The sequence below is a fragment of the Paracoccus ravus genome (assembly GCF_004522175.1).
GTDB lineage: Bacteria > Pseudomonadota > Alphaproteobacteria > Rhodobacterales > Rhodobacteraceae > Paracoccus > Paracoccus ravus.
The window spans coordinates 57,648-84,476 of the sequence record NZ_SDEB01000006.1 but is presented as its reverse complement, the minus strand read 5'-3'; the positions used below and the strand labels follow the sequence as shown (position 1 = coordinate 84,476).

Annotated in this window: 26 protein-coding genes; 17 read left to right on the top strand and 9 right to left on the bottom strand. The window is 64.2% G+C overall.

From position 1 onward, the window contains the following. Positions 1-26: 26 nt before the first annotated feature. From betI to betA, 3 genes are read left to right on the top strand one after another with little or no spacing between them, the layout of a single operon-like run. Positions 27-596: a choline-binding transcriptional repressor BetI gene (betI, locus tag ESZ60_RS07065; protein WP_134679721.1), complete on the top strand. Its 570-nt coding sequence runs from the start codon at positions 27-29 to the stop codon at positions 594-596. Further along, positions 593-2,038, top strand: a complete 1,446-nt coding sequence (betB, locus tag ESZ60_RS07060; protein WP_134679720.1) for a betaine-aldehyde dehydrogenase — start codon at positions 593-595, stop codon at positions 2,036-2,038. Before betI ends, betB begins: the two co-directional genes overlap by 4 nt. Before the next feature lie 12 nt (positions 2,039-2,050). Next, positions 2,051-3,703 carry a choline dehydrogenase gene (gene betA / locus ESZ60_RS07055; protein ID WP_134679719.1) on the top strand — a complete coding sequence of 551 codons (1,653 nt, stop codon included), beginning with the start codon at positions 2,051-2,053 and terminating at the stop codon, positions 3,701-3,703. A gap of 4 nt (positions 3,704-3,707) precedes the next feature. Here the strand turns inward: betA and ESZ60_RS07050 are convergent, their stop codons facing one another. Then, positions 3,708-4,229, bottom strand: a complete 522-nt coding sequence (locus ESZ60_RS07050; RefSeq protein ID WP_134679718.1) for a YceD family protein — start codon at positions 4,227-4,229, stop codon at positions 3,708-3,710. A 114-nt stretch (positions 4,230-4,343) separates the two neighbouring features. Here ESZ60_RS07050 and ESZ60_RS07045 point away from each other — a divergent pair, with 114 nt between their 5' ends. Further along, positions 4,344-4,799, top strand: a complete 456-nt coding sequence (locus tag ESZ60_RS07045; protein WP_134679717.1) for an outer membrane protein assembly factor BamE — start codon at positions 4,344-4,346, stop codon at positions 4,797-4,799. A 32-nt stretch (positions 4,800-4,831) separates the two neighbouring features. Here the strand turns inward: ESZ60_RS07045 and msrB are convergent, their stop codons facing one another. Beyond that, complete coding sequence (gene msrB / locus ESZ60_RS07040; protein WP_134679716.1) at positions 4,832-5,224, bottom strand: peptide-methionine (R)-S-oxide reductase MsrB; 393 nt, start codon at positions 5,222-5,224, stop codon at positions 4,832-4,834. A 110-nt stretch (positions 5,225-5,334) separates the two neighbouring features. On the opposite strand from msrB, the gene ESZ60_RS07035 reads away from it, so the two are divergent. The 3 genes from ESZ60_RS07035 (at position 5,335) to rnd (ending at position 8,569) form a co-directional block, all read left to right on the top strand. Then, the gene (locus ESZ60_RS07035) at positions 5,335-6,093 is read left to right on the top strand and encodes a GNAT family N-acetyltransferase (RefSeq protein WP_134679715.1); all 759 of its coding nucleotides are present in this window, start codon (positions 5,335-5,337) and stop codon (positions 6,091-6,093) included. A gap of 43 nt (positions 6,094-6,136) precedes the next feature. Beyond that, the gene (gene tgt, locus ESZ60_RS07030) at positions 6,137-7,267 is read left to right on the top strand and encodes a tRNA guanosine(34) transglycosylase Tgt (RefSeq protein WP_134679714.1); all 1,131 of its coding nucleotides are present in this window, start codon (positions 6,137-6,139) and stop codon (positions 7,265-7,267) included. Positions 7,268-7,396: 129 nt separating this feature from the next. Beyond that, positions 7,397-8,569, top strand: a complete 1,173-nt coding sequence (rnd, locus tag ESZ60_RS07025; RefSeq protein WP_167620086.1) for a ribonuclease D — start codon at positions 7,397-7,399, stop codon at positions 8,567-8,569. Here the strand turns inward: rnd and ESZ60_RS07020 are convergent. Genes ESZ60_RS07020 through hisA form a run of 4 tightly spaced genes read right to left on the bottom strand, consistent with a single transcriptional unit; the run spans position 8,566 to position 10,860 of the window. Continuing rightward, complete coding sequence (locus tag ESZ60_RS07020; protein WP_134679854.1) at positions 8,566-9,060, bottom strand: MgtC/SapB family protein; 495 nt, start codon at positions 9,058-9,060, stop codon at positions 8,566-8,568. The genes rnd and ESZ60_RS07020 overlap by 4 nt on opposite strands. A gap of 4 nt (positions 9,061-9,064) precedes the next feature. Further along, positions 9,065-9,376 (bottom strand): phosphoribosyl-ATP diphosphatase, encoded by a 312-nt coding sequence (locus ESZ60_RS07015; RefSeq protein WP_134679712.1) that lies wholly within the window; start codon positions 9,374-9,376, stop codon positions 9,065-9,067. Next, complete coding sequence (hisF, locus tag ESZ60_RS07010; protein WP_134679711.1) at positions 9,373-10,134, bottom strand: imidazole glycerol phosphate synthase subunit HisF; 762 nt, start codon at positions 10,132-10,134, stop codon at positions 9,373-9,375. Before hisF ends, ESZ60_RS07015 begins: the two co-directional genes overlap by 4 nt. Positions 10,135-10,143: 9 nt before the next feature. Next, a complete protein-coding gene (hisA, locus tag ESZ60_RS07005) occupies positions 10,144-10,860 on the bottom strand; it encodes a 1-(5-phosphoribosyl)-5-[(5-phosphoribosylamino)methylideneamino]imidazole-4-carboxamide isomerase (protein ID WP_134679710.1) in 717 nt (238 codons plus the stop codon). A gap of 164 nt (positions 10,861-11,024) precedes the next feature. Here hisA and ESZ60_RS07000 point away from each other — a divergent pair, with 164 nt between their 5' ends. Further along, a complete protein-coding gene (locus ESZ60_RS07000; RefSeq protein ID WP_134679709.1) occupies positions 11,025-11,411 on the top strand; it encodes a DUF2147 domain-containing protein in 387 nt (128 codons plus the stop codon). Between the two features lie 100 nt (positions 11,412-11,511). On the opposite strand, the gene hisH is transcribed toward ESZ60_RS07000, so the two are convergent. Both hisH and hisB read right to left on the bottom strand, forming a co-directional pair. After that, positions 11,512-12,141 carry an imidazole glycerol phosphate synthase subunit HisH gene (gene hisH, locus ESZ60_RS06995; RefSeq protein ID WP_134679708.1) on the bottom strand — a complete coding sequence of 210 codons (630 nt, stop codon included), beginning with the start codon at positions 12,139-12,141 and terminating at the stop codon, positions 11,512-11,514. Further along, positions 12,141-12,728: an imidazoleglycerol-phosphate dehydratase HisB gene (gene hisB / locus ESZ60_RS06990; RefSeq protein WP_134679707.1), complete on the bottom strand. Its 588-nt coding sequence runs from the start codon at positions 12,726-12,728 to the stop codon at positions 12,141-12,143. Before hisB ends, hisH begins: the two co-directional genes overlap by 1 nt. A 158-nt stretch (positions 12,729-12,886) precedes the next feature. On the opposite strand from hisB, the gene ESZ60_RS06985 reads away from it, so the two are divergent. The 8 genes from ESZ60_RS06985 to carB all read left to right on the top strand — a co-directional run bounded on the left by ESZ60_RS06985 (position 12,887) and on the right by carB (position 23,111). Next, positions 12,887-14,617 (top strand): BCCT family transporter, encoded by a 1,731-nt coding sequence (locus tag ESZ60_RS06985; RefSeq protein WP_134679706.1) that lies wholly within the window; start codon positions 12,887-12,889, stop codon positions 14,615-14,617. Positions 14,618-14,749: 132 nt separating this feature from the next. Then, the gene (locus ESZ60_RS06980) at positions 14,750-15,316 is read left to right on the top strand and encodes a hypothetical protein (RefSeq protein WP_209021257.1); all 567 of its coding nucleotides are present in this window, start codon (positions 14,750-14,752) and stop codon (positions 15,314-15,316) included. Positions 15,317-15,319: 3 nt separating this feature from the next. Further along, positions 15,320-15,682 (top strand): cell division protein ZapA, encoded by a 363-nt coding sequence (locus tag ESZ60_RS06975; protein ID WP_134679705.1) that lies wholly within the window; start codon positions 15,320-15,322, stop codon positions 15,680-15,682. 253 nt (positions 15,683-15,935) lie between these two features. After that, a complete protein-coding gene (locus ESZ60_RS06970; RefSeq protein ID WP_245155605.1) occupies positions 15,936-17,078 on the top strand; it encodes a sulfate ABC transporter substrate-binding protein in 1,143 nt (380 codons plus the stop codon). Between the two features lie 3 nt (positions 17,079-17,081). Further along, a complete protein-coding gene (gene cysT, locus ESZ60_RS06965) occupies positions 17,082-17,924 on the top strand; it encodes a sulfate ABC transporter permease subunit CysT (protein ID WP_134679704.1) in 843 nt (280 codons plus the stop codon). Then, on the top strand, positions 17,917-18,816 hold the full coding sequence (gene cysW / locus ESZ60_RS06960; RefSeq protein ID WP_134679703.1) for a sulfate ABC transporter permease subunit CysW: 900 nt from the start codon (positions 17,917-17,919) through the stop codon (positions 18,814-18,816). Before cysT ends, cysW begins: the two co-directional genes overlap by 8 nt. 7 nt (positions 18,817-18,823) lie before the next feature. Then, positions 18,824-19,543 (top strand): sulfate/molybdate ABC transporter ATP-binding protein, encoded by a 720-nt coding sequence (locus ESZ60_RS06955; protein ID WP_134679850.1) that lies wholly within the window; start codon positions 18,824-18,826, stop codon positions 19,541-19,543. A gap of 235 nt (positions 19,544-19,778) precedes the next feature. Continuing rightward, on the top strand, positions 19,779-23,111 hold the full coding sequence (gene carB / locus ESZ60_RS06950; protein WP_134679702.1) for a carbamoyl-phosphate synthase large subunit: 3,333 nt from the start codon (positions 19,779-19,781) through the stop codon (positions 23,109-23,111). Between the two features lie 116 nt (positions 23,112-23,227). Here carB and ESZ60_RS06945 read toward each other — a convergent pair whose 3' ends face one another. Beyond that, positions 23,228-25,375, bottom strand: coding sequence for a glycosyltransferase family 32 protein (locus ESZ60_RS06945; protein ID WP_134679701.1), 2,148 nt, complete (start codon positions 25,373-25,375; stop codon positions 23,228-23,230). A 442-nt stretch (positions 25,376-25,817) separates the two neighbouring features. Between ESZ60_RS06945 and ESZ60_RS06940 the strand changes: the two genes are divergently transcribed. Continuing rightward, positions 25,818-26,765 (top strand): Hint domain-containing protein, encoded by a 948-nt coding sequence (locus ESZ60_RS06940; protein WP_134679700.1) that lies wholly within the window; start codon positions 25,818-25,820, stop codon positions 26,763-26,765. Positions 26,766-26,829 lie beyond the last annotated feature (64 nt).

Sequence of the window (26,829 nt, the reverse complement as noted above, 5' to 3'; positions counted from 1 at the left end):
CGTCCAGACATTGCGGGTGTGCCGAAATGCCCAAGCTTGGTGCAGAGCCTATCCGAAAGGCGGCGTTAATCAACGCCACCATCGCGACCATCGGCCGGGCAGGCTCGCTGGATGTGACCGTCGCGCAGATCGCGCGGGAAGCGGGTATGTCAACTGCCCTAGCTCATCATTATTTCGGCTCCAAGGAGCGGATGTTTCTTGCCGCCATGCGGCATATCCTGAGCCAGTACCGAGAGACAACCTCGATCGCGCTGAAATCTGCGGAAAATCCGCGCGCCCGGCTTGAGGCGATCATCCGCGCAAGCTTTGACCGCGTGCATTTCGAACATGAGACGATCGCGGCATGGATCAGCTTCTATGCCCTCGCGCTGGTCGATGCCGAGGCGGCGCGACTGCTCAGGGTCTATCATCGGCGGCTGCATTCGAACCTGCTGGTCGCGCTGCGTCCCTTGGTCGGTGACGAGGCCGAAAGCACGTCGCGCACTTTGGGTGCGCTGATCGACGGGGTCTATCTGCGCGTGGCGCTGTCGGATGAATATGACGGTCCGACGGCCGAGCGCCTGACATTGGATTATCTGGAAAAGATCCTGCCATGAGCCATGCCGCCCAGCCCTCCGCCAGCCTGTTCATCAACGGTTTGCCGGTCGAGGGGCAGGGAGCGGCACTGGCGGTCCATTACCCCTATTCGGGCGCGGTCATCGCGCATCTGCGCGAGGCCGCGGCGACGCAGGTCGCTGATGCCTGCGCCGCCGCGGCTTGCGCACAACCCGCCTGGGCGGCGCTGCGTCCTGTCGAACGCGGCCGGGTGCTGATCCGGGCAGCAGCGATCATCCGGGAACGGGCCGAGGAACTGGCGCGGCTCGAAACCCTCGATACCGGCAAACCCATTCAGGAAACGCGGGTGGCCGACTGGCCCTCGGGGGCGGACGCGCTGGAGTATTTCGGCGGTCTTGCCCCGACGGTGACGGGCCAGACCATCCCGTTGGGCGGGGATTTCGTCTATACGATCCGCGAGGCTCTGGGGGTCTGTGCGGGAATCGGGGCGTGGAATTATCCCAGCCAGATCGCCTGCTGGAAGGCCGCGCCCGCGCTGGCGATGGGCAATGCAATGGTCTTCAAGCCCAGCGAGGAAACCCCGCTGGGGGCGCTGAAACTGGCCCAGATCCTGACCGAGGCGGGCCTGCCGCCGGGGATCTTCAATGTGGTGCAGGGGCGCGGCGCGGTCGGTGCGGCGCTGGTCGCCGATCCGCATGTGGCAAAGGTCAGCCTGACCGGCTCGGTCGCGACCGGTCAAAAGGTCTATGCCGCAGCCGCCCAAGGGATGCGCCATGTCACGATGGAACTGGGCGGGAAGTCGCCCTTGATCATTTTTGACGACGCCGCATTGGAGGACGCGGTGGGGGCGGCGATCCTCGCGAATTTCTATTCCTCGGGGCAGATCTGCTCGAACGGCACGCGGGTCTATGTCCAGCGCGGAATCCTGACGGCGTTTCTGGGGCGGCTCTCGGCGCGGCTCTCAGGCGTGCGGATGGGCGATCCTCTGGACGAGGCGACCCAGCACGGCCCGGTCGTCAGCCCGGCGCAGGCCGAAAGGATCCGCGCGGCCATCGCGCGCGGTCAGGCCGAGGGCGCGCGTCTGATCTGCGGCGGGCCGGGCGAGGGGGCCTTTGTCCCGCCCACCGTCTTTGCCGATGCCACGGACGGGATGTGGATCGCGCGCGAGGAAATCTTTGGCCCGGTGATGACGGTGCTGGGTTTCGACGACGAATCCGAGGTCGTCGCCCGCGCCAATGCCACGCCTTACGGTCTGGCGGCGGGCGTGTTCACCCGCGATCTGGCGCGCGGGCACCGCATGGCGGCGGCGCTGCAGGCGGGCACGACATGGATCAATGCCTATAACCTGACTCCGGTCGAAGCGCCCTTTGGCGGGGTCAAGCTTTCGGGAATCGGGCGTGAGAATTCCGCCGCCGCCATCGAACATTATTCGCGGCTGAAATCCGTCTACATCGGCATGGGGGGCGTCGATGCACCCTATTGAGGGAGGCCCGTGATGGTTCCCGACTACGTCATTGTCGGCGCGGGCTCGGCGGGTTGCGCGCTGGCCTACCGGCTGGTCATGGCGGGCAAGCGGGTCGATCTGATCGAATATGGCGGATCGGATGTCGGGCCCTTCATCCAGATGCCCGCCGCACTGAGTTATCCGATGAATATGCGGCGCTATGACTGGGGCTTTGCCTCGGAACCCGAGCCGCATCTGGGCGGGCGCAGGCTCGTCACGCCGCGCGGCAAGGTGATCGGCGGCTCGTCCTCGATCAATGGCATGGTCTTTGTGCGTGGCCATGCGCGGGATTTCGACCATTGGGCCGAGGCCGGGGCAACCGGCTGGGCCTATGCCGATGTCCTGCCCTATTTCAAGCGCATGGAGAATTCCCACGGCGCGGTCAGCGATTATCGCGGCACCGAGGGTCCGCTTCACGTCACGCGCGGCTCGCGCAGGAACCCTCTGTTCAACGCCTTTATCCGCGCCGGCCGCGAGGCGGGCTATCCCACGACCGAGGATTACAACGGCGCGCGTCAGGAAGGCTTTGCCGCGATGGAGGCGACCATTTGGCAAGGCCGCCGCTGGTCCGCCGCCAATGCCTATCTGCGCCCGGCGCAGGAAACCGGGCTTCTTCGGCTGCGGCGCGGGCTGGCGCAGCGCGTGGTCTTCGAGCAGGGCCGCGCGGTCGGTGTCGAGGTGCGAAATACGCGCGGGATCAACGTCTTTCGGGCGCGGCACGAGGTGATCCTTTCGGCCAGTTCGATCAACACCCCGAAATTGCTGATGCTTTCCGGAATCGGTCCGGCCGATCATCTGGCCAGCCTCGGGATCGAGATCCGCGCCGACCGGCCGGGCGTTGGCGCGAACCTTCAGGACCATCTGGAAATCTACATGCAATATAGCGCGACCCAGCCGATCACGCTTTATTCGCATTGGAATCTCTGGGGCAAAGGCTCGATCGGCGCGCAATGGATGGCGACCGGCACGGGGCTGGGGGCGTCGAACCAGTTCGAAAGCTGCGGTTTCATCCGATCGCAGGCGGGAATCGAATATCCTGATATCCAGTATCATTTCCTGCCGCTCGCCGTCCGCTATGACGGCAGGGCCGCAGCCGAGGGGCATGGCTTTCAGGTCCATGTCGGGCCGATGCGCTCGCGCTCGCGCGGAACCGTTCGGCTGCGCTTGGCCGATCCGAACGCAGCGCCCGAGATCCGCTTCAACTACATGTCGCATCCCGAGGACTGGGCCGAGTTCCGCGCCTGCGTGCGCCTGACCCGGGAAATCTTCGACCAGCCGGCCTTCGCCGCCTTTAAGGGCCATGAAATCCAGCCCGGCGCGGAAGTGACGACCGATGCCGGGATCGACGCGTTTATCCGCGACCATGCCGAATCGGCCTTTCACCCCTGCGGCACGGCCCGGATCGGACAAGCCGAGGACCGTATGGCGGTGGTAGATCCCGAACTTCGCGTGATTGGGGTCGAGGGGCTGCGCGTCGCCGACAGTTCGGTCTTTCCGCGCATCACGAATGGCAATCTCAACGCGCCCTCGATCATGGTCGGCGAAAAGGCCGCCGACCATGTTCTGGGACAGGGGATGCTGGCGCCCCTCAATCTGGGCCCCGAGATCGAGCCCAATTGGCAGGTCGCGCAGCGCGGGCCCTAGCTGCCTATTTCCCGCCGCCCTTCAGCAGATCGGCCAGCCCGGCAAAGGGTTTGCGCCCCTCTTCCTCGGGTGCGTCCTCGGGCGCATCCAGTTCGGCCCCTTCGGCGCGGGGATAAAGCGGCAAAGCCAGCGACAGCGCCTCGATCATCATGGCCTCGACATCGATGAACTGGCCAAGCGCGTCCAGTTCGTCATCGCCCATCTCGACCTCATCCGCCTCGTGGGTGCCGGCATGGGGGGACAGCAGACGGTGGACGTCCTCGGCAAGCGAGGTCTTGACCGGAGCGAGGGTGACGACGCAGGGCTGCACGACCTTGGCGGTCAGCTTGCCGGTCACCTCCCAGGCGTCGCTTTGCGCGGGACGGATCTCGCCGCGGAAGCGCAAGGCGGGCAGGGCACTGATTCCCAGTTCGGTCGCAATCGCGGCGCGGGCCGCCGCGTCGGGGGCCAATTCAAAGGGCGTTGCCTGCCGGGGATTGAGTTGCGCGACCCTGTAGCGATTATGTGAGCGGGGGGTTTGCGTCATGGCGGGCCTTTCCGGCACTGTCGATGCCGTTACCGTGGATATTCTTGAGCGCGGGGCATGAGTTTGCTAAGCCGGTCGCGCGGCGTCAACAGGCGCATAAGGGACAGGTGCAAGATGAAGATTTCTCGGCGGCAGATCATGGCTTTCGCACTGACTGTTCCCGTGGCACTTGCCGCTTGCACCGCGACCTATCGAAACCACGGCTATGTGCCAGCAGATGACGAGCTTGCGCAAGTGGTGGTCGGCAAGACCAACCAGTCGGAACTCGACGGAATGATCGGTCGTCCCAGTTCGCAGGGGCTGCTGACCGGCTCGGCATGGTATTACGTCGGCTCGCGCTGGGAATTCTTTGGCGCACGCGAACCGCGCGAGGTCAGCCGAGAGGTCGTGGCGATCAGCTTTGCCGAAAGCGGGCTTGTCACCAATGTCGAGCGCTTCGGGCTCGAGCGCGGGCGGGTCGTGGTCCTGTCGCGGCGGGTGACCGATAGCGGCGTGACGAGCCTTGGCCTTGCGCGTCAGCTTCTGGGCAATGTCGGCCGCGTCCAGGCTGGCGACATGATCGCGCAGTAAAGGAAAAGGGCGCCGGATCGGCGCCCTTCCCGTCAGCCGGCATCGGGAACGAAGCGAAGTGCGACGCCGTTAATACAATATCTTAGCCCCGTGGGCGGCGGTCCGTCGGGAAAGACATGGCCCAGATGCGCGTCGCATTGCTGGCAGCGGACCTCGGTCCGGATCATCCCGTGGCTGGCATCATGATGCTCGTCGATCGCGCCGCCGGGGCGCGAAAAGCTGGGCCAGCCGCAATAGCTTTCGAATTTGGCATCGCCATCGAACAGCCGCGCGCCGCAGCAGATGCATTCGTAATGCCCGGCACCTTTCGGAAAGCCGGGATGGGAAAAGGGCCGCTCGGTTCCTGCCAGCCGCGTCACGCGATAGGTTTCGGGGTCCAGCTCGGCTTGCCATTCCGCATCGGATTTGATCACGCGCTCGGTCATCTTTGTCCTTCATTCTGTAGCGCCCGTGTTACAAGATAGGTGCAGGGAGGACAGGAACAAGGCGGGATTGGCGCTGCCGCCCGTCTTTCGAAGGGTTGGGCAGGAGCGCCATGATGGCATTGCGCAAAGGCCGTTACGAGGTCCGAACCGCAGAATCACCCGCGGAAATCCGGGCGGCGCAGCAATTGCGTTGGCTGTGTTTCATCGGGATGCGAGCCGGCGAAGAGGCGGGTGATGATTCGCTTGATGCCGATGATTACGACAGCCGCTGTTCGCATGTGCTGATCCATGAAATGGCCTCGGGCCAGCTTGTCGCATGTTTTCGGATGCTGACCCTGTCGGGCGGCTCCGAAATCGATGACAGCTACTCCTCGCGCTATTACAACCTGTCGCGGCTGCGCGGCTTTGCAGGCCGCATGGTCGAGATCGGTCGCTTTTGCATCCGTCCCGGCTGCCATGACCCCGATATCCTGCGCCTTGCCTGGGGCGCGCTGGCCCGCCATGTCGATGCCGAGCGGATCGAGATGCTCTTTGGCTGCTCAAGCTTCATGGGAACCGCGATCGAGGGCTATGAGGATGCCTTTGCCATGCTGCGCGAGCGCCACCTCGCGCCCAAGCGCTGGTTGCCTCGGGTGAAAGCGCCGAAGGTCTTTCGCTTTGCCCGTGCCTTGCGGCTGCGCAAGCCCGATCCCCGGCTCGCCATGGCGGCGATGCCGCCCTTGTTGCGATCCTATCTGGCGATGGGCGGCTGGGTCAGCGATCATGCGGTGGTCGATAGCCAGATGAACACGTTGCATGTCTTTACCGGGCTTGAGATCGGGGCGATTCCTCCGGCGCGGGCAAAGCTGTTACGCGCAGCGGGCGCATAAGCCACCTTTGCAAAGCTTCTCCAAAAAGCCTAAGAGCCGCCGCATGAGCGACAAATTCCAGTTTTCCGTCTCGGCCACAGATGGCCGTGCCCGTACCGGCGTGATCCAGACCCCGCGTGGCGAGATCCGCACTCCGGCCTTCATGCCCGTCGGCACCGCCGCCACGGTCAAGGCGATGATGCCCGAATCGGTTCGCGCGACCGGGGCGGATATCCTGCTGGGCAATACCTATCACCTGATGCTGCGCCCTGGCGCGGAACGCGTGGCCCGTCTGGGTGGGCTGCACAAATTCATGAATTGGGAACGCCCCATTCTGACCGATTCGGGCGGCTTTCAGGTGATGAGCCTGTCGGGCCTGCGCAAGCTGACCGAAGAAGGCGTGACCTTCGCGAGCCATGTCGATGGCAGCAAGCACTTCCTGTCGCCGGAAACCAGCATGGAGATCCAGCGGCTTCTGGGTTCCGACATCGTCATGTGCTTCGACGAATGTCCGGCGCTGCCCGCCACCGACGAAGAGGTCGCGAAATCCATGCGCATGTCGATGCGCTGGGCGCAGCGTAGCCGGGATGCCTTTGGCGACCGTCCGGGGCACGCGCTTTTCGGGATCATGCAGGGCGGCGTCACGCCGGAACTGCGCGAGGAATCGGCCGAGGCCCTGAAATCCATCGGCTTCGAGGGCTATGCCATTGGCGGCCTTGCCGTCGGCGAGGGGCAGGAGGCCATGTTCGGCGTCCTCGATTACGCCCCCGGCTTCCTGCCCGAGGACAAGCCGCGCTACCTGATGGGTGTCGGCAAGCCCGACGATATCGTCGGCGCGGTGGTGCGCGGCGTCGACATGATGGATTGCGTGCTGCCCTCGCGCTCGGGGCGCACGGGGCAGGCTTGGACCCGTCGCGGTCAGGTCAATATCAAGAACGCCCGCCATGCCGACGATACCCGTCCGCTGGACGAGCAATGCACCTGCCCGGCCTGCACGGGCTATTCCCGCGCCTATCTGCATCACGTCTTCCGCTCGGGCGAGATGATCTCGGGGATGCTGCTGACTTGGCACAACCTGCATTATTTCCAGGAACTGATGGCAGGGCTGCGTGGAGCCATCGCCGCTGGCCGCCTGTCGGATTTCGTTGCGGAATTCGAGGCGCAGCGGGCACAGGGTGACATAGAACCGTTGTAAACTGTCACGTCGCGGCTTGATTTTCCGCGACGTCTGATGGATGGGCGAGGGGTAGATCCGGCGGATGCCCCGCCCATGCCCTGAAAGTCATCAATGTCCGCCAGCCCCAAGACTGCCCGCCGCGAAGATATCCGCACGATCACCACCACGGCCGAACTGGCCGAGTTCTGCGAAGTTGCGAAGTCCCAGCCCTATGTCACGCTCGACACCGAGTTCCTGCGCGAGCGCACCTATTATTCGAAGCTGTGCCTGATTCAGGCCGCGCTGCCGCCCTCCACCGTCAAGGGCGGCGAGGGCGGTCCCGCCGTGCTGATCGACCCTCTGGCCGAGGGGCTCTCGCTCGAGCCGCTTTACGACCTGTTCCGCCACAAGGCGACGGTCAAGGTCTTTCATGCCGCGCGTCAGGATCTGGAGATCTTCTTCCATGATGCCGGGGTCTTCCCCGATCCGCTCTTCGACACGCAGATCGCGGCGATGGTCTGCGGCTTCGGCGAGCAGGTCGGCTATGAGACGCTGGTCAAGAAGATCGCCCGCCAGCCGCTCGACAAGTCCTCGCGCTTCACGGACTGGTCGATCCGTCCGCTCTCGGATGCGCAGGCGCAATATGCGCTGGCCGATGTGACCCATCTGCGGGCGATCTATGAATTCCTATCGGAGCAGTTGAATAAAACCGGTCGCGCGCCTTGGCTGCAGGAAGAGGTCGCGGTGCTTCTCGACCCCGAGACCTATATCACCCGCCCCGACGAGGCCTGGCAGCGCATCCGCACCCGCTCGGGTTCGCCGCGCTTTCTTGCCGTGGTGCGCGAATTGGCGCGGTTCCGCGAGACCTTCGCGCAAGAGCGCGACATCCCGCGCGCCCGCGTCTTCAAGGACGACGCGCTGATCGAACTGGCCTCGACCAAGCCGATGTCCGAGGCCGATCTGGGCAAGTCGCGGTTGCTTTTGCGCGACGCGCGCCGGGGCGAGATCGCGAATGGCATCCTTGTCGCGGTCAAGGCCGGTGTCGAGGCCAAGGATCTGCCCAAGCCCGCCCCGGACGAGCCGGGCCGCCCGGGCAATGCCGCGCTGTCCGACTTGCTGCGCGTGCTGCTCAAGGCCAAGTCGGACGAGGCGGGTGTCGCGCCGCGCCTGATCGCCTCGGCGGCGGAACTGGATGCGATCGCCTCGGGCCTGCGCGACATCCCCGCGCTGCATGGCTGGCGGGCAGAGGTCTTTGGCAAGGATGCATTGCGTCTGGCCGCAGGCGAGATCGCCCTGTCGGCCCAGAATGGCGCGGTCAAGGTGGTGCCGGTCCCGGCCTAATCGGCTGACCCCTCGTCGCGGGCGATGGGCGTGACCAGCGCCCGCACGAGGTAAAGCACGACCAGCGCCATGACCGTGGCCAGCATGGCAAGGCGCAGATCGCCTGTTCCGCAGCACAGTCCGATCGCACCGCAAAGCCACATTGACGCGCCGGTGGTGATGCCGCGCACATTGCCCTGGTTGATGACGATCGAGCCTGCCGCCAGAAAGGCGACCCCGGCCGTCACCGCCTCGATCAGGCGCAGGGGATCGGTGCGCTGCTGATCGACATTCACGTTCTGAAAATCGACCAGTTCCAGCGCCACCAGCGCAAAGCAGGCGGCTGCAAGCGTGATCAGCATATGCGTGCGTAGCCCGGCGGCACGGTGACGCACCTCTCGCTCCCAGCCGATCAGGCCGCCGAGCACAAGGGCGACCGCGAGGCGCAGCATGACAACCCCGAAGGGCAGGTTCATCGGGCGCGAAAATTCCGCGACCAGTTGCTCCAGCATCGTGTCACTTTCGTGAAGCTTTTTCGTCGATACCGGAACGCCCTTCGCGGCGGTCCAGTTCATTTTCGACGTCATCGAGCGTCACATCGCGTGCGGCGAGCATCACCAGCAGATGGTAGAGCGCATCGGCGGCCTCGCCGACCAGCTTTTCGCGGTCGCCCTTGACGGCCTCGATAATGGCCTCGACGGCCTCCTCGCCGAATTTCTCGGCGCATTTCTCGGGGCCCTTCGACAGCAGCTTGGCGGTCCAGCTGGTCTCGGGATCCGCGCCCTTGCGCGATTCGATGGTCTGGGCAAGGCGGTGAAGCGCGCTCATGTGAGCCTCACGGGAATGCCGGCGGCGGCCATGTGCTCCTTGGCCTCGCGCAGGGTGAATGTGCCGAAATGGAAGATCGAGGCCGCCAGTACGGCCGAGGCATGGCCCTCGATCACGCCCTCGGCCAGATGCTCCAGCGTGCCGACCCCGCCCGAGGCGATCACGGGGATATTCACGGCATCGGCCACGGCGCGGGTCAGCGGGATATTGAAACCCGATTTCGTGCCGTCGCGGTCCATGCTGGTCAGAAGGATCTCGCCTGCGCCCCTAGACGCGACGAGGCGGGCGAATTCGACGGCGTCGATCCCGGTGGGTTTGCGCCCGCCATGGGTAAAGATCTCCCATTTGCCGGGGGCAACGGTCTTGGCGTCGATGGCGCAGACGATGCATTGGCTGCCGAAACGGTCGGCGGCCTCGGCGATCACATTCGGATCGGCGACGGCGGCCGAGTTGAAGCTGACCTTGTCCGCCCCCGCAAGCAGCAGCGCGCGCACGTCGTGATGGCTGCGCACGCCGCCGCCCACGGTCAAGGGCACGAAACAGGCCTCGGCCGTGCGGGTGACGAGGTCATACATCGTGCCGCGATTTTCATGCGTCGCATGGATGTCGAGAAAGCAGATTTCATCCGCCCCGGCGGCGTCATAGGCGCGCGCGGCCTCGACCGGATCGCCAGCGTCCACCAGATCGACGAAATTCACGCCCTTGACGACGCGGCCATCGGCCACGTCGAGGCAAGGGATCACCCGTGTCTTGAGCATCTCGCCCCCTTATGCCAGCGCGCGCAGCGCCTCGCCCAGATTGATCGCGCCATCGTAAAGCGCCCGGCCCGAGATCGCACCGGCAATCACGCGCGCATCGCGCAAGGCCAGCAGATCCTGCATCGAACTGACCCCGCCCGAGGCGATGACGGGGATATTCACCGCCCGCGCAAGCGCCTCGGTCGCGGGGATGTTCGGCCCCTGCATCGCGCCGTCGCGGTCGATATCGGTATAGATGATCGCGGAAACGCCCGCGTCTTCGAACTGATGGGCAAGATCCGTCACGTTGACATCGGTCTCCTCGGCCCAGCCCCGGGTCGCCACCTTGCCGCCTCGCGCATCGATCCCCACGGCGATCTTGCCGGGAAAGGCCAGCGCCGCCTCGCGCACCAGCGAGGGCTGCTCAACCGCGACCGTGCCCAGGATGACGCGGGCCAGGCCCCGCTCCAGCCAGGCCTCGATCGTCGCCATGTCGCGGATGCCGCCGCCAAGCTGGGCCGGAATGTCGATGGCTCCCAGAATCGCCTCGACGGCCTCGGCATTGACCGGATGTCCTGCGAAGGCACCGTTCAGATCGACGAGATGCACCCATTGGGCGCCCGCATCCTGAAACGCGCGGGCCTGAGCCGCCGGATCGGTGCCGAATACGGTCGCCGCTTCCATGTCACCGCGCAGCAGACGGACGCAATTGCCGTCCTTGAGGTCGATCGCGGGATAAAGGATCATCGCATCACTCCTATGGTTGGCGACGCTTTGCCACAGCCGGGCGGCAATCGGAAGGGGCAGGGCGGAGGGAACCTCGGCCCGCTCAACGTCGCGTCACGCTTGCCTCTGTGCCCGGGCCGAAATCAGTCTGCGCCATGGGCGCAATGCCCAAGGGAGAGAGAAGAATGAAATCACTGGCAATCGCCGCCCTGCTGATGCTGGGCGGAACCGTCGCCCAGGCCGAGGGCATCGGCGGCATCTTCAAGACGCAACCAAACGATCTGGGACAGGTGGGGATGGTCCAGTTCTACGATTGCGGCGGCAAGTATTGCGGCAGGCTCATGCGGTCATTCGATCGCGCGGGCAAGGAGATCGGCTCGCCGAATACCGGCCGCAATATCGTCGCCAATATGACCGAGGCCAGCACCGGCGCCTTTTCAGGCGGCACGATCTGGGATCCGGGCTCGGGCAAGACCTACAAATCCAAGATGCAGCTTCAAGGCGATGTCCTGAGCGTTTCGGGCTGTGTCGCGGTCTTCTGCAAGACACAGGAATGGCTGCGGGTGAAATGATCCGCGCGCGACTTCTTTCTTGAAGAAATATCCCGGGGGACGCCTCATCGGCCCCATCGAGGGGCCGATGAGGCGGGGGGCAGAGCCCCCGCCGCGTTGCTCAGGGGCGCCAGCGCAGGAAATTCGCGATGATGCGCAGCCCGACCTCCTGCGATTTCTCGGGGTGGAACTGGGTTCCGACGATATTGTCGCGCCCGACCACCGCCGTCACGGGCGCAGCATATTCCGCCGTCGCCAAGAGATGCGCGGCGTCGCGGACGCGGAATTGCCAGCTATGCACGAAATAGGCGTGATCGCCGGTCGTGATCCCCTCGAGCAGCGGATGGGGTTGCAGCACCGTCAGGTCGTTCCAGCCCATATGCGGCACTTTCATTCCCGGCGCGTCGATGGCGTCGATCTCGCCCTCGATCCAGCCCAGCCCCGCCGTGTCGCGATATTCATGCCCGATCGAGGCCAGCATCTGCATGCCGACGCAGATCCCCATGAAGGGCACGCCGCGCGCCATCACCGCCTCGCGCAGGACATCGACCATGCCCGGCACGGCATCCAGTGCCGCGCGGCAGGCGGGGAATGCGCCGTCACCCGGCAGGACGATCCGGTCGGCGGCGCGCACCGTCTCGGGATCCGAGGTCACCAGGATCTCGGCCCCCGCCTCCCGGCCCATCAGGGCAAAGGCCTTTTCGGCGGAATGCAGGTTTCCGCTGTCGTAATCGACCAGCGCGACCCGCATCACAACGCCCCCTTGGTCGAGGGCAGAACGCCCGCCATGCGCGGATCGCTCTCGACCGCCTCGCGCAGCGCGCGGGCCACGGCCTTGAAGGCGGCCTCGGCGATATGGTGGCTGTTGACGCCGTGCAGGCGGTCGACATGCAGGGTGATCCCGCCATGCGTGGAGAGCGCCTGGAAGAACTCGCGCACCAGTTCGGTGTCGAAACTGCCGATCTTCTGGGTCGGGAACTCCACGTTCCAGACCAGGAACGGCCGGGCCGAGAGATCCAGCGCCGCGCGGATCAGCGCATCGTCCATCGCCAGATGGAAGCTGCCATAGCGGCGGATCCCGGTCTTGTCTCCAAGGGCTTTGGTCAGGGCCTGGCCGATGGCGATGCCGCAATCCTCGACCGTGTGGTGGTCGTCGATATGCAGATCGCCCTTGGCCCGCACGGTCAGGTCGATCAGCGAATGGCGCGAAAGCTGGTCCAGCATATGGTCGAAAAAGCCGATGCCGGTCCGGTTGTCATATTTGCCCGTGCCGTCGAGATTCAGCTCGACCTCGATCTGCGTTTCGGCCGTGTCGCGGCTGATGGTTGCGCGGCGCATCTTTCTCTCCGTTCAGGACCCCATGCCTTATAAGCAAGCATCCTTTGACTGAAAAGTCTGAGCGGCGCTAGGATGGTGGGATAAGCTTTCGAAAAGCCGTCCCTTTCGCTGCCGCTGTCGCTCCGGGCACTGCTCCGGTGCCAAGAAGAGGAAAGTGCATGAGTGATCCCGCTGAAGGCCCGTTCAAGGACATTCCTGAAACCGCCCCCCCGGCCGTGGAAGAAGAGTCGCTCCCCGCGCCCGAGGGGCCGACGGCGATCATCGACACGGATTACGAGATCGGTCAGGACAATATCCAGGGCGAGGGGGTCATCCCCTATGACGTCCATCATGTCGTCTTCACGGTCTCGGCGGCCACGATCGTCACCTTCACCGTCGGCACGCTCGCGCTGCAGTATTTCACCGCCCATGCGGCGATTGACGGCGTCGCCCAGCCCAGCGGTTCCGAGATCTTCTTCACCAGCCTGCGGGGCTGGCTGACGAACCATCTGGACTGGTTCTTCATGCTCGCAGGCAATATCTTCGTGCTGCTCTGCCTTGGGCTGATCGTCTCGCCGCTGGGACGGATCAGGCTGGGCGGCCCCCATGCCGAGCCGGATTTCAGCCGCACGGGCTGGTTCGCCATGCTCTTCGCGGCGGGTATGGGGATCGGGCTGATGTTCTATGGCGTGTCCGAACCGCTCAGCCATTACAGCGAGGCGATGCGCGGACCTATCTTTGAGAACGGCCTGCGCACCGATGCCGCGCCGCTCGAGGGCGCGGCGGGGAATGCGCTGGAATCGCGGCGTCTTGCGATGGCGGCCACGGTCTTTCACTGGGGTCTGCACCCCTGGGGCATCTATGCGGTCGTGGCTTTGTCGCTGGGGCTTTTCAGCTATAACAAGGGCCTGCCTTTGACCATGCGCTCGGTCTTTTATCCGATCTTCGGAGAAAGGATCTGGGGCTGGCCGGGCCATGTCATCGACATTCTCGCGGTATTCGCGACCGTGTTCGGACTGGCGACCTCATTGGGTTTCGGGGCCGAGCAGGCCACGGCGGGCCTTCATTTCCTGTTCGGGATCGGGGATGGCTCGGCCACAAAGATCGTGCTCATCCTGGCAATCACCGCCGTTGCCACACTTAGCGTCGTGGCCGGGATCGACAAGGGCGTGCAGACCTTGTCCCGCGCCAATATGTGGCTCGCGCTGATTCTCTTGCTGTTCATCATCGTCAACGGGCCGACATTGCAGATCCTGAAGGGATTCTTTGGCAACCTGGGGGCCTATGCGCGTGATCTCGTGCCGCTGTCCAATCCTGTCGGCCGGACGGATGATGCGTTCCGGCATGGCTGGACGGCGTTCTACTGGGCATGGTGGATCAGCTGGTCCCCCTTTGTCGGCATGTTCATCGCCCGCGTCTCGCGCGGGCGCAGCGTGCGCGAATTCCTCATGGCGGTGCTGATCGTGCCGCCGATCATCTCGGTCCTGTGGATGACGGCCCTTGGCGGCACGGCGATCTCGCAGCTTCAGTCCGGCATCGACAGCGTCGCCAATTCAGCGTTGGAATTGCAGCTTTTCGAGATGCTGGTGCATCTGCCGATGTATGCGATCAGCAGCTTTGTCGGCATCGTGCTGGTCGTGGTGTTCTTTATCACATCGTCGGATTCGGGCTCGCTTGTCATCGACACGATCTGCTCGGGCGGCAAGGTGGGCTCGCCCACGCCGCAGCGCATCTTCTGGTGCGCCTTTGTCGGCATCGTCGCGATCGTGCTGCTTCTGGGCGGCGGGCTGACCGCGCTGCAGGCAATGGCGGTCTCGACGGGATTGCCCTTCACCATCGTCCTGCTCGGCGCGGTTTGGGCGATTATCCGCGGATTGCTGGCCGAGCATCGCGAAATCCGGGATGCCTGAGCCTATGGGGACGGCACAAAAGCGCGAAGCTTTGGGCAGAATCGACCGCCATCCTTGTCTTAAGCGCCAAGCGATGCGAAAAAGTCACAAGCCCGTGCCCAAGCCCCCCGATACCGAAAGGAATTCCGGCCGATGAAAGACGACCTGAATGCCAGCGAAAAGCGGCTGATTGCGGCTCTGGACCGCCTCGACAATTTCATCGATCGCAGCGCGGGACTGCGCAAGGGCATGGCGGGGGCGGATCCTGAAGCCGAGGCGGAGAGCCAGGCCCATATCCAGCGCCTCTCGGATGAGTTGGAGGCCCTGCGGGCGAGCCACAGTTCCGCCGTGACAAGCTACGAAGCCCGCCTTGCGGTCATGAACGAACGCCTGTCCGAAACCGAGGAGCGTGCGGGCGATCTGCTGGCGTCGAACGAGGCGCTCATTGCCGCGAACCGGGCGCTGAGCGGCGCATCCGGTGCCGGGGAGGACCCCGCGCGCGCCGCGCTCGAGGCCGAGATCCAGTCTCTGCGCGCGACTCGCTCGGCAGAGTTGCAAAAGCTGGGGGAAATCATGGATTCACTGGACCGGATGATGAATCTGCAGCCCCGTGTCGAGCCCCTTTCCGGTGATGATGTCCCCGCGACGGTCGAAAGTCCGATGCCGCTGGAACATGGCATGACGGCGGATCTGACCGAGAGCGAAGAGCAAAGGGGCTGAACGATGGCCGAAGTCGAATTCATGATCGGGCACAAATCCTATACCCTGACCTGTCAGGAGGGGGAGGAGCGCGCCCTGAAACGGGCCGCAGCGCTCTTTGACACCGAGGCGCAGGCGATTCTGGGGCAGGCCGGACGGATGCCCGAGCCGCGGCTCTTGTTGCTGGCGGGGCTGATGCTGGCGGATCGGACATCTGCGCTCGAGGACCGGCTGGCCTCGGTTGAACGCGAGGTGAACCGGCTCAAGGTCAATCCGCAGCGGGTCGAGGTGCCGGTACTGCCCCCCAGCCTTGCCGAGGCCATGGCCGAACTTGCCGCCCGGGCCGAGGCCCTGGCCCAGAAGGCCGAGGATCAGCTGGCCGAGTGAAGCCTGCCCTATCGCATGAACCCGCACGCCGCGCCTCATCCGCGCGGCGTTTTTCTGCTCGCATGATTCGCGGCGACGCCTTGCCGACAGAGTTTTGGCGGATGGAAAATCCGCGCATTCATCGGCAAACCCCTGATTTAAATACTCAATAATAACGATCAGGTTATTCGTCTTTTTTCTTGAAATAAACGATTAACCCTGTCGTAATTACGGTATTGGGGCCGTGGCCCCCAGGGGAGAAGGGATGCCGCAAATGATCCGGACGATTCGTGTGAATGACAGCCAGCTGGCCCATGGCCGCGTCGTCAGCCGCCATTTCGATGGCCGCATGACAGTGCAGGATGGAACCAAGACCATGACGGGCTATCCTCTGCGCCGGACCTTGCTGGAGCGTTGCATCAGTCTTGGCGTGCGGCGCGGCGTCGCGCTGGCGCTGACCATAGGCGGGCTTGCGCTGGCTTCGCAGGCGCAGGCGGAAAACTCCCTGCTGAATGTCAGCTACGATCCGACCCGCGAGCTTTACCGCGAGGTCAATGCCGCCTTTGCCGCGAAATGGCAGGCCGATGGTCAGGACAAGCCGACAATCGAAACCTCGCATGGTGGTTCGGGGGCGCAGGCGCGTTCGGTGATCGACGGGCTCAAGGCGCAGGTGGTGACGCTGGCCCTGGCCTCGGATATCGACAAGGTGGCCGAAAGCGGCCTGCTGCCCGCCGATTGGCAAGAGCGGCTGCCGCATAATTCCTCGCCCTATACCTCGACCATCGTCTTTCTGGTGCGCGAGGGTAACCCCAAGGGGATCAAGGACTGGGATGACCTTGTGAAGGAAGGGGTCGAGGTCATCACGCCGAACCCCAAGACCTCGGGCGGGGCGCGCTGGAACTATCTGGCGGCCTGGGCCTGGGCCGAAAAGAGCGGCAAAGACCCGAAACAATTCGTGGCCGATATCTACAAGCATGTCCCGGTGCTGGACAGCGGTGCGCGCGGCTCGACCACGACTTTCACCCAGCGCGAGATCGGCGATGTGCTGCTGGCTTGGGAGAATGAGGCCTACCTGGCGCTGAACGAGTTGGGCGACGACCAGTTCGACATCGTCGTGCCCTCGGTCTCGATCCTCGCAGAGCCGCCGGTGGCGATTGTCGAGAAGAACATCGCCGATGACGCGCAGAAGAAGCTGGCCGAGGCCTATCTGGGCTTTCTCTATTCGCCCGAAGGTCAGGCTTTGGCGTTCAAACATTACTATCGTGGCTGGGATGACAGCGCCGCGAACCCCGAGGATGTGAAGCGCTTCCCGAAACTGGATCTGGTCACCATCGCCGATTTCGGCGGCTGGAAGAAAGCCCAGCCCGAGCATTTCGGCGATGGCGGCATCTTTGACCAGATCTACGCGGGGATGTGACCCATGGCGCTTGCGATGCTCCGCGCCTCAAGATCCCCCATGCCGGGCTTTGGCCTCGGCATGGGGATTACCCTGACGATGCTGTCGCTGATCGTGATCCTGCCGATCGGCGCGCTGCTGGCGAAAGGCATCAGCTATGGTCCCGCCGAGGTCTGGGCCACGATCAATACGCCGCGCGTCTGGGCGGCGCTCCACCTGTCCTTCCGGCTGGCCCTGCTCGCGGCCGCTTTCAACCTGGTCTTCGGCACGCTTCTGGCCTGGGTTCTGGCGCGCTATGACTTTCCGGGCCGCCGCATTGTCGATGCCGTCGTCGATCTGCCCTTCGCCCTGCCGACGGCGGTGGCCGGAATCGCACTGACCGCGCTTTACGCGCCGAACGGAACCTTTGGCAGCATCGCGAAATCCATGGGCGGCAAGATCGCCTATACCGAATGGGGGATCCTGATCGCGCTGATCTTCGTGGGCCTGCCCTTTGTCACCCGCACCGTGCAGCCCGTCATCGCCGAGATCGAGAAAGAGGTCGAAGAGGCCTCGGCGACGCTGGGGGCAGGGCGGCTTTACACCCTGCGGCGGGTTATCCTGCCTATGCTCGCGCCCGCCGCCCTGACTGGTTTCGCCCTGTCGCTGGCCCGCGCGGTCGGGGAATATGGCTCGGTCATCTTCATCGCCGGGAACCTGCCGATGAAGACCGAGATCGCCCCCTTGCTCATCGTCATCAAGCTCGAGGAATTCGACTATGGCGGTGCTGCGGCCATCGGCATCGCCATGCTGCTGATCAGTTTTTCAATGCTGCTGGTCATCAATCTCATCCAGATCTGGAGTCGGCGGAGGATCGGACATGTATGACAGCACGCTGAGCGAAGCGTATGCGCTTCCCCCCGAGCGCTGGGCGCAGAAATGGCGTCCCGCAACCGATGAAAGCCGCCTGACCCGGGTCGTGCTGATTGCCATTGCCCTGACCGGGCTGGGGCTGCTGGTGCTGGCCCCACTGGCGGTGGTCTTTGCCGAGGCGCTGGCCAAGGGTGGCGTCGCGGCCATGGCATCACTCGCCCAGCCCGAGGCACTTTCGGCGATCAAGCTGACACTGCTCGTCGCCGCCATCTCGGTTCCGGTCAATGCGATCTTCGGCATTGCCGCCGCTTGGGTCATCACCAAGTTCGATTTCCGCGGCAAGGCCTTCCTGATCACGCTGATCGACCTGCCCTTCTCGGTCTCGCCGGTGGTGGCGGGGCTGGCGCTGGTGCTGCTTTTCGGCACGAACAGCCTACTCGGCGGCTGGCTCGTCGCCTCGGGCCATCCGGTGATCTTCGCGCTGCCGGGGATCGTGCTGGCCTCGGTCTTCGTGACCTTCCCCTTCGTCGCCCGCGAGCTGATCCCGGTGATGATCGAGCAGGGCCGCACCGAGGAGGAAGCCGCGCTGACCCTCGGCGCCTCGGGCTGGCGGGTGTTTCTGACCGTGACCCTGCCGAACATCCGATGGGCGCTGCTCTATGGCGTGCTGCTGTGCAATGCCCGCGCCATGGGGGAGTTTGGCGCGGTGGCCGTCGTCTCGGGCAAGATCCGGGGCCAGACCGCCACCATGCCGATCACCATCGAGATGCTTTACAACGAATACCTGTCGGTCGCGGCCTTCAGCATGGCCGGAGTGCTTGCGCTGCTGGCCCTGCTGACGCTGCTTCTGAAAACCGTGCTGGAATGGCGTCATGCCGACCAGCTTGCCGCCACCCGCCGCCACTGAGGTTCCCATGCATATCGAGATCGACGAAATCGCCAAGACCTTCGGCAATACCACGGCACTGCATCCGGTGAGCCTGCCGATCCCCTCGGGCGCGCTGGTGGCGCTGCTGGGGCCTTCCGGATCGGGCAAGACGACGCTTCTGCGCATCCTGGGCGGGCTGGAATTTCCCACCTCGGGCCGGGTTCTGTTCGACGGGCAGGACGCGACGGGGCTGAGCGTGCAAGACCGACGCGCGGGCTTTGTCTTTCAAAGCTACGCATTGTTCCGCCATATGACGGTCTTTGAGAATATCGCCTATGGTCTGCGTGCCCGCCCCCGGCGCATCCGTCCGCCCGCAGCCGAGATCGAGCGCCGGGTATTGAAGCTTCTGGAACTGATCCAGTTGCCGCAGATCGCGGAACGCTATCCGAACCAGCTTTCGGGCGGCCAACGCCAGCGCGTCGCATTGGCCCGGGCGCTTGCGATCGAGCCGCGGATGCTGCTGCTCGACGAACCCTTCGGGGCGCTGGATGCCCGTGTGCGCAAAGAGTTGCGCCACGGCCTGCGCGAGATCCACGACACCACCGGCCTGACCACGGTCTTTGTCACCCATGATCAGGACGAGGCGATGGAACTGGCCGATCTGGTCGTGGTCATGTCCATGGGCCGCATCGAACAGGTCGGCCGCCCGCAGGACATCCGCGCCCGCCCCGCGACCCCCTTCGTGCGCGAATTCATCGCGGCATAAGTCGCAAGCGGGTCCGCCCGAAGCGGCTGTCACATTTCCCCTTGCAGTTCCCGCGGCAGAGAATCTAGGCTCTCGATTCTGTGTCGCCGGAGATCCCTCCTTGCGACGCGACCATAGGTTCCGTCTGCGGCGGAAAGGCGATTTTTGGCGCGAGGACTGTTTCCGACCCTTGCGCCTTGGCTTGCCATGGCTATAACCCCGGTCGATTTATCAGTCGCAAGCCCGAGGTGCCGTCATGCCGAAAAGAACCGATATCAAATCCATCCTGATCATCGGCGCCGGACCCATCGTCATCGGTCAGGCCTGCGAATTCGACTATTCCGGCGCTCAGGCCTGCAAGGCGCTGCGCGAAGAAGGTTACCGGGTCATCCTGGTCAACTCGAACCCGGCGACGATCATGACCGATCCGGAAATGGCCGATGCGACCTATATCGAGCCGATCACCCCGGAAATGGTCGAAAAGATCATCGCCAAGGAACGCCCCGACGCGCTGCTGCCGACCATGGGCGGGCAGACCGGCCTGAACACAGCGCTGGCGCTTGCCGATGCGGGCGTGCTGAACCGCTACGGCGTGGAACTCATTGGCGCGCAGCGCGCCGCCATCGAGATGGCCGAGGACCGCAAGCTGTTCCGCGAGGCCATGGACCGCATCGGGCTGGAAAACCCGCGCGCGACCATTGTTTCGGCGCCGAAGCTCTCGAATGGCAAATATGACATCAAGGCCGGCATCGCGCAGGCCCTGACGGATCTGGAAGAAATCGGCCTGCCCGCGATCATCCGCCCCGCCTTCACGCTGGGCGGCACCGGCGGCGGCGTCGCCTATAACCGCGACGATTACGAACGCATCATCCGTTCGGGTCTGGAAGCCTCGCCCGTCGCGCAGGTTCTGGTCGATGAATCGCTGCTCGGCTGGAAGGAATATGAATTCGAGGTCGTCCGCGACCGCGCCGACAACGCCATCATCGTCTGCTCGATCGAGAACGTCGATCCGATGGGCGTCCATACCGGCGACTCGATCACCGTCGCCCCCGCGCTGACCCTGACCGACCGCGAATATCAGGACATGCGCAACGGCTCGATCGCCGTGCTGCGCGAAATCGGCGTCGAAACCGGCGGCTCCAACGTGCAATGGGCGGTGAACCCGAAAGACGGCCGCATGGTCGTCATCGAGATGAACCCGCGCGTGTCGCGGTCCTCGGCGCTGGCATCGAAGGCCACCGGCTTCCCGATCGCCAAGATCGCCGCGAAGCTGGCCGTCGGCTACACGCTGGACGAGCTCGACAACGACATCACCAAGGTGACGCCCGCGTCCTTCGAGCCGTCCATCGACTATGTCGTGACCAAGATCCCGCGCTTTGCGTTTGAAAAATTCCCCGGCTCCAAGCCCGAACTGACCACGGCGATGAAATCGGTGGGCGAGGTCATGGCGATCGGCCGCACCTTCCACGAATCGCTGCAAAAGGCGCTGACCTCGATGGAGAACGGGCTGACCGGCCTCGACGAGATCGAGATCCCCGGCGCGCCCGAGAAATCGGCCGTCATCAAGGCGATCAGCGCCCAGACTCCCGACCGCCTGCGCCTGATCGCGCAAGCCATGCGCCACGGCCTGACGGATGACGAGATCCAGCACGCCACCGCCTTTGACCCGTGGTTCCTGTCGCGCCTGCGCGAAATCGTCGATGCCGAGAACGGCGTGCGCGAAAACGGCCTGCCGACCGATCTGGAAGCCCTGCGCAAGCTCAAGATGATGGGCTTCACCGATGCGCGTCTGGCGACACTTTCGGCCCAGTCGGAAGCCGCCGTGCGTCAGGCGCGCCGCGCCCATGACCTGCACCCGGTCTTCAAGCGCATCGACACTTGCGCCGCCGAGTTCGAGGCCCAGACCCCCTACATGTACTCGACCTACGAAGCCCCGGCGATGGGCGACGTGGAAAACGAGGCGCGTCCCTCGGACCGCAAGAAGGTCGTGATCCTCGGCGGTGGCCCGAACCGCATCGGTCAGGGCATCGAGTTCGATTATTGCTGCTGCCATGCCTGTTTCTCGCTGACCAAGTCCGGCTACGAGACCATCATGGTCAACTGCAACCCCGAGACCGTCTCGACCGATTACGACACCTCGGACCGGCTCTATTTCGAGCCGCTGACACTGGAACACGTCCTTGAAATCCTGCGCATCGAGCAGGAAAACGGCACGCTGCACGGCGTCATCGTGCAATTCGGCGGCCAGACGCCCCTGAAACTCGCGAATGCGCTGGAAGAGGAAGGCATCCCGATCCTCGGCACCACGCCGGACGCGATCGACCTGGCCGAGGACCGCGAGCGCTTCCAGAAGCTGCTGAACGACCTCGGCCTGAAGCAACCGGTCAACGGCATCGCTTCCTCGGACGAGCAGGCCATCGAGATCGCCAAGCGCGTCGGCTTCCCGCTGGTCATCCGCCCGTCCTATGTGCTGGGCGGCCGCGCGATGGAAATCGTGCGCGACATGGACCAGCTGAACCGCTACATCCGCGAGGCCGTCAAGGTTTCGGGTGACAGCCCGGTCCTGCTCGACAGCTACCTTTCGGGCGCGATCGAGGTCGATGTCGATGCGCTTTCGGACGGCAAGACCGTCCATGTTGCAGGCATCATGGAGCATATCGAGGAAGCCGGCGTCCATTCGGGCGACTCGGCCTGTTCGTTGCCGCCCCATACGCTGGACGCGGCCACCATCGCCGAGATCAAGACCCAGACCGTGGCCATGGCCAAGGCGCTGAACGTCGTTGGTCTGATGAACGTGCAATTCGCGATCAAGGACGGCACGATCTATGTGCTGGAAGTGAACCCGCGCGCCTCGCGCACGGTGCCCTTCGTCGCCAAAGCCACCGACAGCGCGATTGCCTCGATTGCCGCGCGGCTGATGGCCGGGGAACCGATGTCGAACTTCCCGGCTCGTGACGCCTATCCCGAGAATGTTGGTCCGGAAACCGCGCTGCCCTTTGCCGATCCGCTGACACTTGCAGATCCGAACACGCCCTGGTTCTCGGTTAAGGAAGCCGTGCTGCCCTTTGCCCGTTTCCCCGGCGTGGATACGATCCTTGGTCCCGAAATGCGCTCGACCGGCGAGGTCATGGGCTGGGATCGTACCTTCGCTCGCGCCTTCCTCAAGGCGCAGATGGGGGCGGGCACGCAGCTTCCGGACGAGGGGTTGGTCTTCGTTTCGGTCAAGGATGCCGACAAGTCCGAGGCCTTTGCCGAGGCGGCGCGTGATCTGACCGCGATGGGCTTCCGCCTGCTCGCCACCCGTGGCACGGCCGAGTTCCTGAAAGGGGCAGGGGTCGAGACCGAGACGGTGAACAAGGTCTTCGAAGGCCGCCCGAACATCGTCGATCGCCTGAAGAATGGCGAGATCGTGATGGTCCTGAACACGACCGAAGGCACGCAGGCCATTGCCGATTCCCGCGACATCCGCGCTGTCGCGCTGAACGACAAGATCCCCTATTTCACCACTGCCGCGGGCAGCATCGCCGCCGTGGCCGCAATCAAGTCGCGCGGCGAGGGCGAGGTCGGGGTCCGCGCGCTGCAGGCCTGACCGCGCCAGATTGCACAATCGTCAAGGGCCCCGTGATCGGGGCCTTTTTCGCAGGCAAGCCTCTGTTACGATCCGGTCCGCTCTCCCGGCCCCCCGGGATGCCCCGGCGGCTGGCTTCACGGCATCGCCTGACCCGCGAGCGCCTCTTTCAGCGCGTGCTTCAGCGCGTCGGGCAGCTTTCCCTTTGCGGCGTTCCAATAGCCCGGCGCGGTCTTGTAGGGCAGCCGCATATGCGATTGGACCTGCCGCTGGCCAAGATGCAAGGGATGGATCGTCAGATTGGGAACTTGGCCGCGTCTGCGGCATGTCGCAAGATAACATGCGGCTGCCCGGCTGATCAGGCCGGGACCGGTCTTGAGCCAAGTGCTGTCGCTTTCCCGCCCGAGCAACGCGGCGCGCGCCATTTCGACAGCGATGCCGAACAATTCATGCCCCGGCGACGAGATCATGAGGTTATTCGCGATCGCGCCATAGGGCTCGCGGAAAAGAATCGCGCCTGCCCCCAATTCGCGCAGGCGGTCGGGGTCCCCGACCAGCATGTCGTCTGCATCGGCATAGATGCCCCCTTCGGCGAAAAGCAGGCATAACCTGAAGAAATCGCATTCCTCGGCAATATTATTCGCCATCCGAAAGGCGCGGAGATGGGTCTCGTCGAAAGCTGCGGCCAGGTATTTTTCGGCCGAGCTTCGGCTATGCGCGCGATAATCATAGCCCGCACGCCCCCGCCAACTGCCCATCACATGCTCTATCTGGGGCATGATCGGCCGCTTGTCCCAATATTGATGGATCAGCCGGGGAATGTCGCTGTCCAAGACGGGCGCTGTGGCCGTCTTCGGCAGGGCAAGCCATCGGTCCAGCAATTGCTTTGCCGGGGCAAAGAAATGAGGCGAATATTCCTCCAGTGCTTCCTGCGGCAGATCGCGCGCCGCGCCGTGCCCCCCGGCCTGCTCGAAGAGCAGAGTGTCATTCAGCATCGCGCCCATATGCGTCAGCGCGAAATGCGCCAGGTCGAGCCGGCCGCGCCTTGCTTTGGCCGCGATTTCGGCACTCAGCGCCTCGGCGGAATCCGTCTGTCCCAGCGCAAGGTCCATGTTCATCCTGCGCTGGAATGAGGTGATCAGCGGCGCCCGGTCTCCGGCCTGCGCAAGCAGGTTCCGGGCGTTTTCCAGATCCCCGCTCTCGCAGAGGATGCGAAACCGCAGCCGCAGGTTCTCGAGCGGGGAAACCTCGCGCCCCGCGGTGCCTTCCACGAGATCGAGCGCGGCCCGAGGCTGGCCGCAGCACAGGTGATAGCCGATCAGCAGACGCAAGAAGGTGCGGGATTCGGGCCATTTCCTGCGGCACAAGCGGAGATAGCGACCCGCAACAGCGCGCCGCCCCGTTTCCAGAAGAAGCCCGGCGATTGCGGCCGCGTCTTGCGGCTCGTGACCTGCGACCCGCATGTGCCTTGCTTCCGCAAGGGCGGCTTCCGGGCCGAAAACCGCCTTGAGACTGTCGAGAAGAAAGACGGTTCGGTCCTTTTGCGAGAGCTGATCGCCAAGCCAGATCCGCAATCGCGCCGCCAGATCGCCGTCACCTATCGTCTGGGCCATCATGACAAGATGCATGGCCGCATTCCGGCTGATCCGTTCGCTGGCCAGAAGCAGGCGAAGCGCCCGCAGAGCGGCCTCGGTCGCACCCGCCTTCTCGGCGATCTGGAGGAATTTCAGCAAGGGCCATTTGCCCATCGACGGATCGGCGCAAGCCATCATGCCCTGCACCCGCTCGACCTCTCCGGTCCGCAAGAGCAGGCCCCAATATTTGATCAGAACCGCCGGCTCGGCCGGTGGCATATCGCAGGCGTCTGCATCGGGGATCAGTGCAGCCAGGATCCGGGTGGCCGCGACCAGATCACCGCGGATTTCGGCGATCTCGGCAAGCCCGACCTGCGCCGCCCCATAGGCCGCGTCGTCTATGGGAATGCTCTGGTAGATCTCATCCGCCCGCGCCAGTTCGCCCGCAGCAAAGGCACCCGAGGCCGCCTTGATCCGGCTCTTGGACGGGGCCTGCACCGGCAGCGCCCGCGCCAGCGATGCCTGCGCCCTGCGCGCCGCGCGCTTCAGGATCCGGCCCTTTTTTTGCAACAGCCGGTCATTGTGCGGATCGGCCTTCAGCGCGGCCTCGCATAGCGCAAGGGCGATCTCGAGATCGCCCGATCTCAGCGCCTTGTTGATGCGGTTCTGGTCCTGCCTCAGACTGGTGATGTCGGGTGCCTCTCTGCTCATCGTCGAAACTGCGGTGCAAGCTCTGGATCATCAGAATAGACAGTGCAGCGTCAGGGAAAACCGTTTTGGTGCTGAGGCCGCCGATCATCCCCCGAATCTGCCACGCCATCCCATTATGCATGAATACACTCTGACTTCGCCGGCGGCTGGTCAGTCGGCGCACAACATATTGGCTTTGCATGGTATATGCCGGTTGCCGCGCGGAAATTGCGTTTTTGCAGCAAGAATTGACGAAATAATTGGTAAACGGATTTCTCTGTGGATAATCTGATCGCAGAGAAGGCGGTCAGACCGACCCCGAATTGCTGCCCATGACAGAAGCCATACGCATGATATGACTGCAATCGGCTTCCGGAATGGCGTCGGGAATTGGCAGGCGCTTTCCAGCTGAGTTCGCAGAGTATCGTCTGATCTTGGTTTTCAAACCGATGAGGAATGCAGCATGGCCGACTATGACGTGGATTCCATCACCCGCTATATCGAGTCGCCTCCGGGCAGCGGCAACTGGGAGATCGTGACGGGATCGTCAGAGGATGTCCCCGGAACCCTCACCGATGGGCGCCCTGACACAGAGACCTTGACCCCCGGAACCACCTATCCCGATGGAAATGGCAACGAATTCCAGATGGTCGGGTCGATCCCGAACGAGAACGGAGACACGCTTCTCGTCTTTCGCAATCCTGCCGATAATTCCTATGTCATCTACTCGCCCGAGCCGGTCGAGGATACCGTCTTCCCGGACAACTTCACCAATGATGATGTGGATACCGAGACGCAGATTCCGATCTGCTTTGCCGCCGGCACGTTGATCTCCACCCCTTTCGGCGAAACGGCAATCGAGGTGCTCCAGATCGGTGATCCGGTTCTGACGGCCGATGGGCGTGCCGTGCCTGTCAAATGGGTTGGCCGCCAGACCCTGCACCGGATCTTTACGCCTGCGGAACGCTTGGTGCCGGTTCGGATCCGGGCGGGTGCGCTTGGCGGCGGGGTGCCGCATACGGATCTGGTCCTGACCGCGGCCCACGCGCTGATGATCGACGGACTGGCGATCAATGCAGGGGCACTGGTCAATGGTGACACCATCGCCTTTGAGCCGGCCGAAAGCCTGCCCGAGCAGGTCACCTATTACCATGTCGAGACCGAAAACCATGAGGTTATCCTGGCCAATGGTGCGCCGGCCGAAACCTATATCGACTATCTGGGCCGTCGGGCCTTCGACAATTACCGCCAATATCTGGACCTGTACGGTGGCGAGCCTGTCATTGCCGAAATGAAACCCTTGCGCGTTTCGGCCCGGCGGCAGGTTCCGAAGGCCATTCGCGAGCGGCTGGGGATCAGCTTGTTCGGCGATCATCCCGATGCGGTCTCGGCGGGAAGGCACGTCGCCTGAGCGTTGCTGTCTTGCGCTGACCGCAGCGGAGCCTTCTCCGCTGCGGTCCAAGCGTTCCGGGGCT

Bases quoted from the DNA above. Each gene is read 5' to 3' on its own strand.
- betI (WP_134679721.1), top strand. From the start codon at position 27: ATGCCCAAGCTTGGTGCAGAGCCTATCCGAAAGGCGGCGTTAATCAAC.
- betB (WP_134679720.1), top strand. From the start codon at position 593: ATGAGCCATGCCGCCCAGCCCTCCGCCAGCCTGTTCATCAACGGTTTG.
- betA (WP_134679719.1), top strand. From the start codon at position 2,051: ATGGTTCCCGACTACGTCATTGTCGGCGCGGGCTCGGCGGGTTGCGCG.
- ESZ60_RS07050 (WP_134679718.1), bottom strand. From the start codon at position 4,229: ATGACGCAAACCCCCCGCTCACATAATCGCTACAGGGTCGCGCAACTC.
- ESZ60_RS07045 (WP_134679717.1), top strand. From the start codon at position 4,344: ATGAAGATTTCTCGGCGGCAGATCATGGCTTTCGCACTGACTGTTCCC.
- msrB (WP_134679716.1), bottom strand. From the start codon at position 5,224: ATGACCGAGCGCGTGATCAAATCCGATGCGGAATGGCAAGCCGAGCTG.
- ESZ60_RS07035 (WP_134679715.1), top strand. From the start codon at position 5,335: ATGATGGCATTGCGCAAAGGCCGTTACGAGGTCCGAACCGCAGAATCA.
- tgt (WP_134679714.1), top strand. From the start codon at position 6,137: ATGAGCGACAAATTCCAGTTTTCCGTCTCGGCCACAGATGGCCGTGCC.
- ESZ60_RS07020 (WP_134679854.1), bottom strand. From the start codon at position 9,060: ATGCTGGAGCAACTGGTCGCGGAATTTTCGCGCCCGATGAACCTGCCC.
- ESZ60_RS07015 (WP_134679712.1), bottom strand. From the start codon at position 9,376: ATGAGCGCGCTTCACCGCCTTGCCCAGACCATCGAATCGCGCAAGGGC.
- hisF (WP_134679711.1), bottom strand. From the start codon at position 10,134: ATGCTCAAGACACGGGTGATCCCTTGCCTCGACGTGGCCGATGGCCGC.
- hisA (WP_134679710.1), bottom strand. From the start codon at position 10,860: ATGATCCTTTATCCCGCGATCGACCTCAAGGACGGCAATTGCGTCCGT.
- ESZ60_RS07000 (WP_134679709.1), top strand. From the start codon at position 11,025: ATGAAATCACTGGCAATCGCCGCCCTGCTGATGCTGGGCGGAACCGTC.
- hisH (WP_134679708.1), bottom strand. From the start codon at position 12,141: ATGCGGGTCGCGCTGGTCGATTACGACAGCGGAAACCTGCATTCCGCC.
- hisB (WP_134679707.1), bottom strand. From the start codon at position 12,728: ATGCGCCGCGCAACCATCAGCCGCGACACGGCCGAAACGCAGATCGAG.
- ESZ60_RS06985 (WP_134679706.1), top strand. From the start codon at position 12,887: ATGAGTGATCCCGCTGAAGGCCCGTTCAAGGACATTCCTGAAACCGCC.
- ESZ60_RS06980 (WP_209021257.1), top strand. From the start codon at position 14,750: ATGAAAGACGACCTGAATGCCAGCGAAAAGCGGCTGATTGCGGCTCTG.
- ESZ60_RS06975 (WP_134679705.1), top strand. From the start codon at position 15,320: ATGGCCGAAGTCGAATTCATGATCGGGCACAAATCCTATACCCTGACC.
- ESZ60_RS06970 (WP_245155605.1), top strand. From the start codon at position 15,936: ATGATCCGGACGATTCGTGTGAATGACAGCCAGCTGGCCCATGGCCGC.
- cysT (WP_134679704.1), top strand. From the start codon at position 17,082: ATGGCGCTTGCGATGCTCCGCGCCTCAAGATCCCCCATGCCGGGCTTT.
- cysW (WP_134679703.1), top strand. From the start codon at position 17,917: ATGTATGACAGCACGCTGAGCGAAGCGTATGCGCTTCCCCCCGAGCGC.
- ESZ60_RS06955 (WP_134679850.1), top strand. From the start codon at position 18,824: ATGCATATCGAGATCGACGAAATCGCCAAGACCTTCGGCAATACCACG.
- carB (WP_134679702.1), top strand. From the start codon at position 19,779: ATGCCGAAAAGAACCGATATCAAATCCATCCTGATCATCGGCGCCGGA.
- ESZ60_RS06945 (WP_134679701.1), bottom strand. From the start codon at position 25,375: ATGAGCAGAGAGGCACCCGACATCACCAGTCTGAGGCAGGACCAGAAC.
- ESZ60_RS06940 (WP_134679700.1), top strand. From the start codon at position 25,818: ATGGCCGACTATGACGTGGATTCCATCACCCGCTATATCGAGTCGCCT.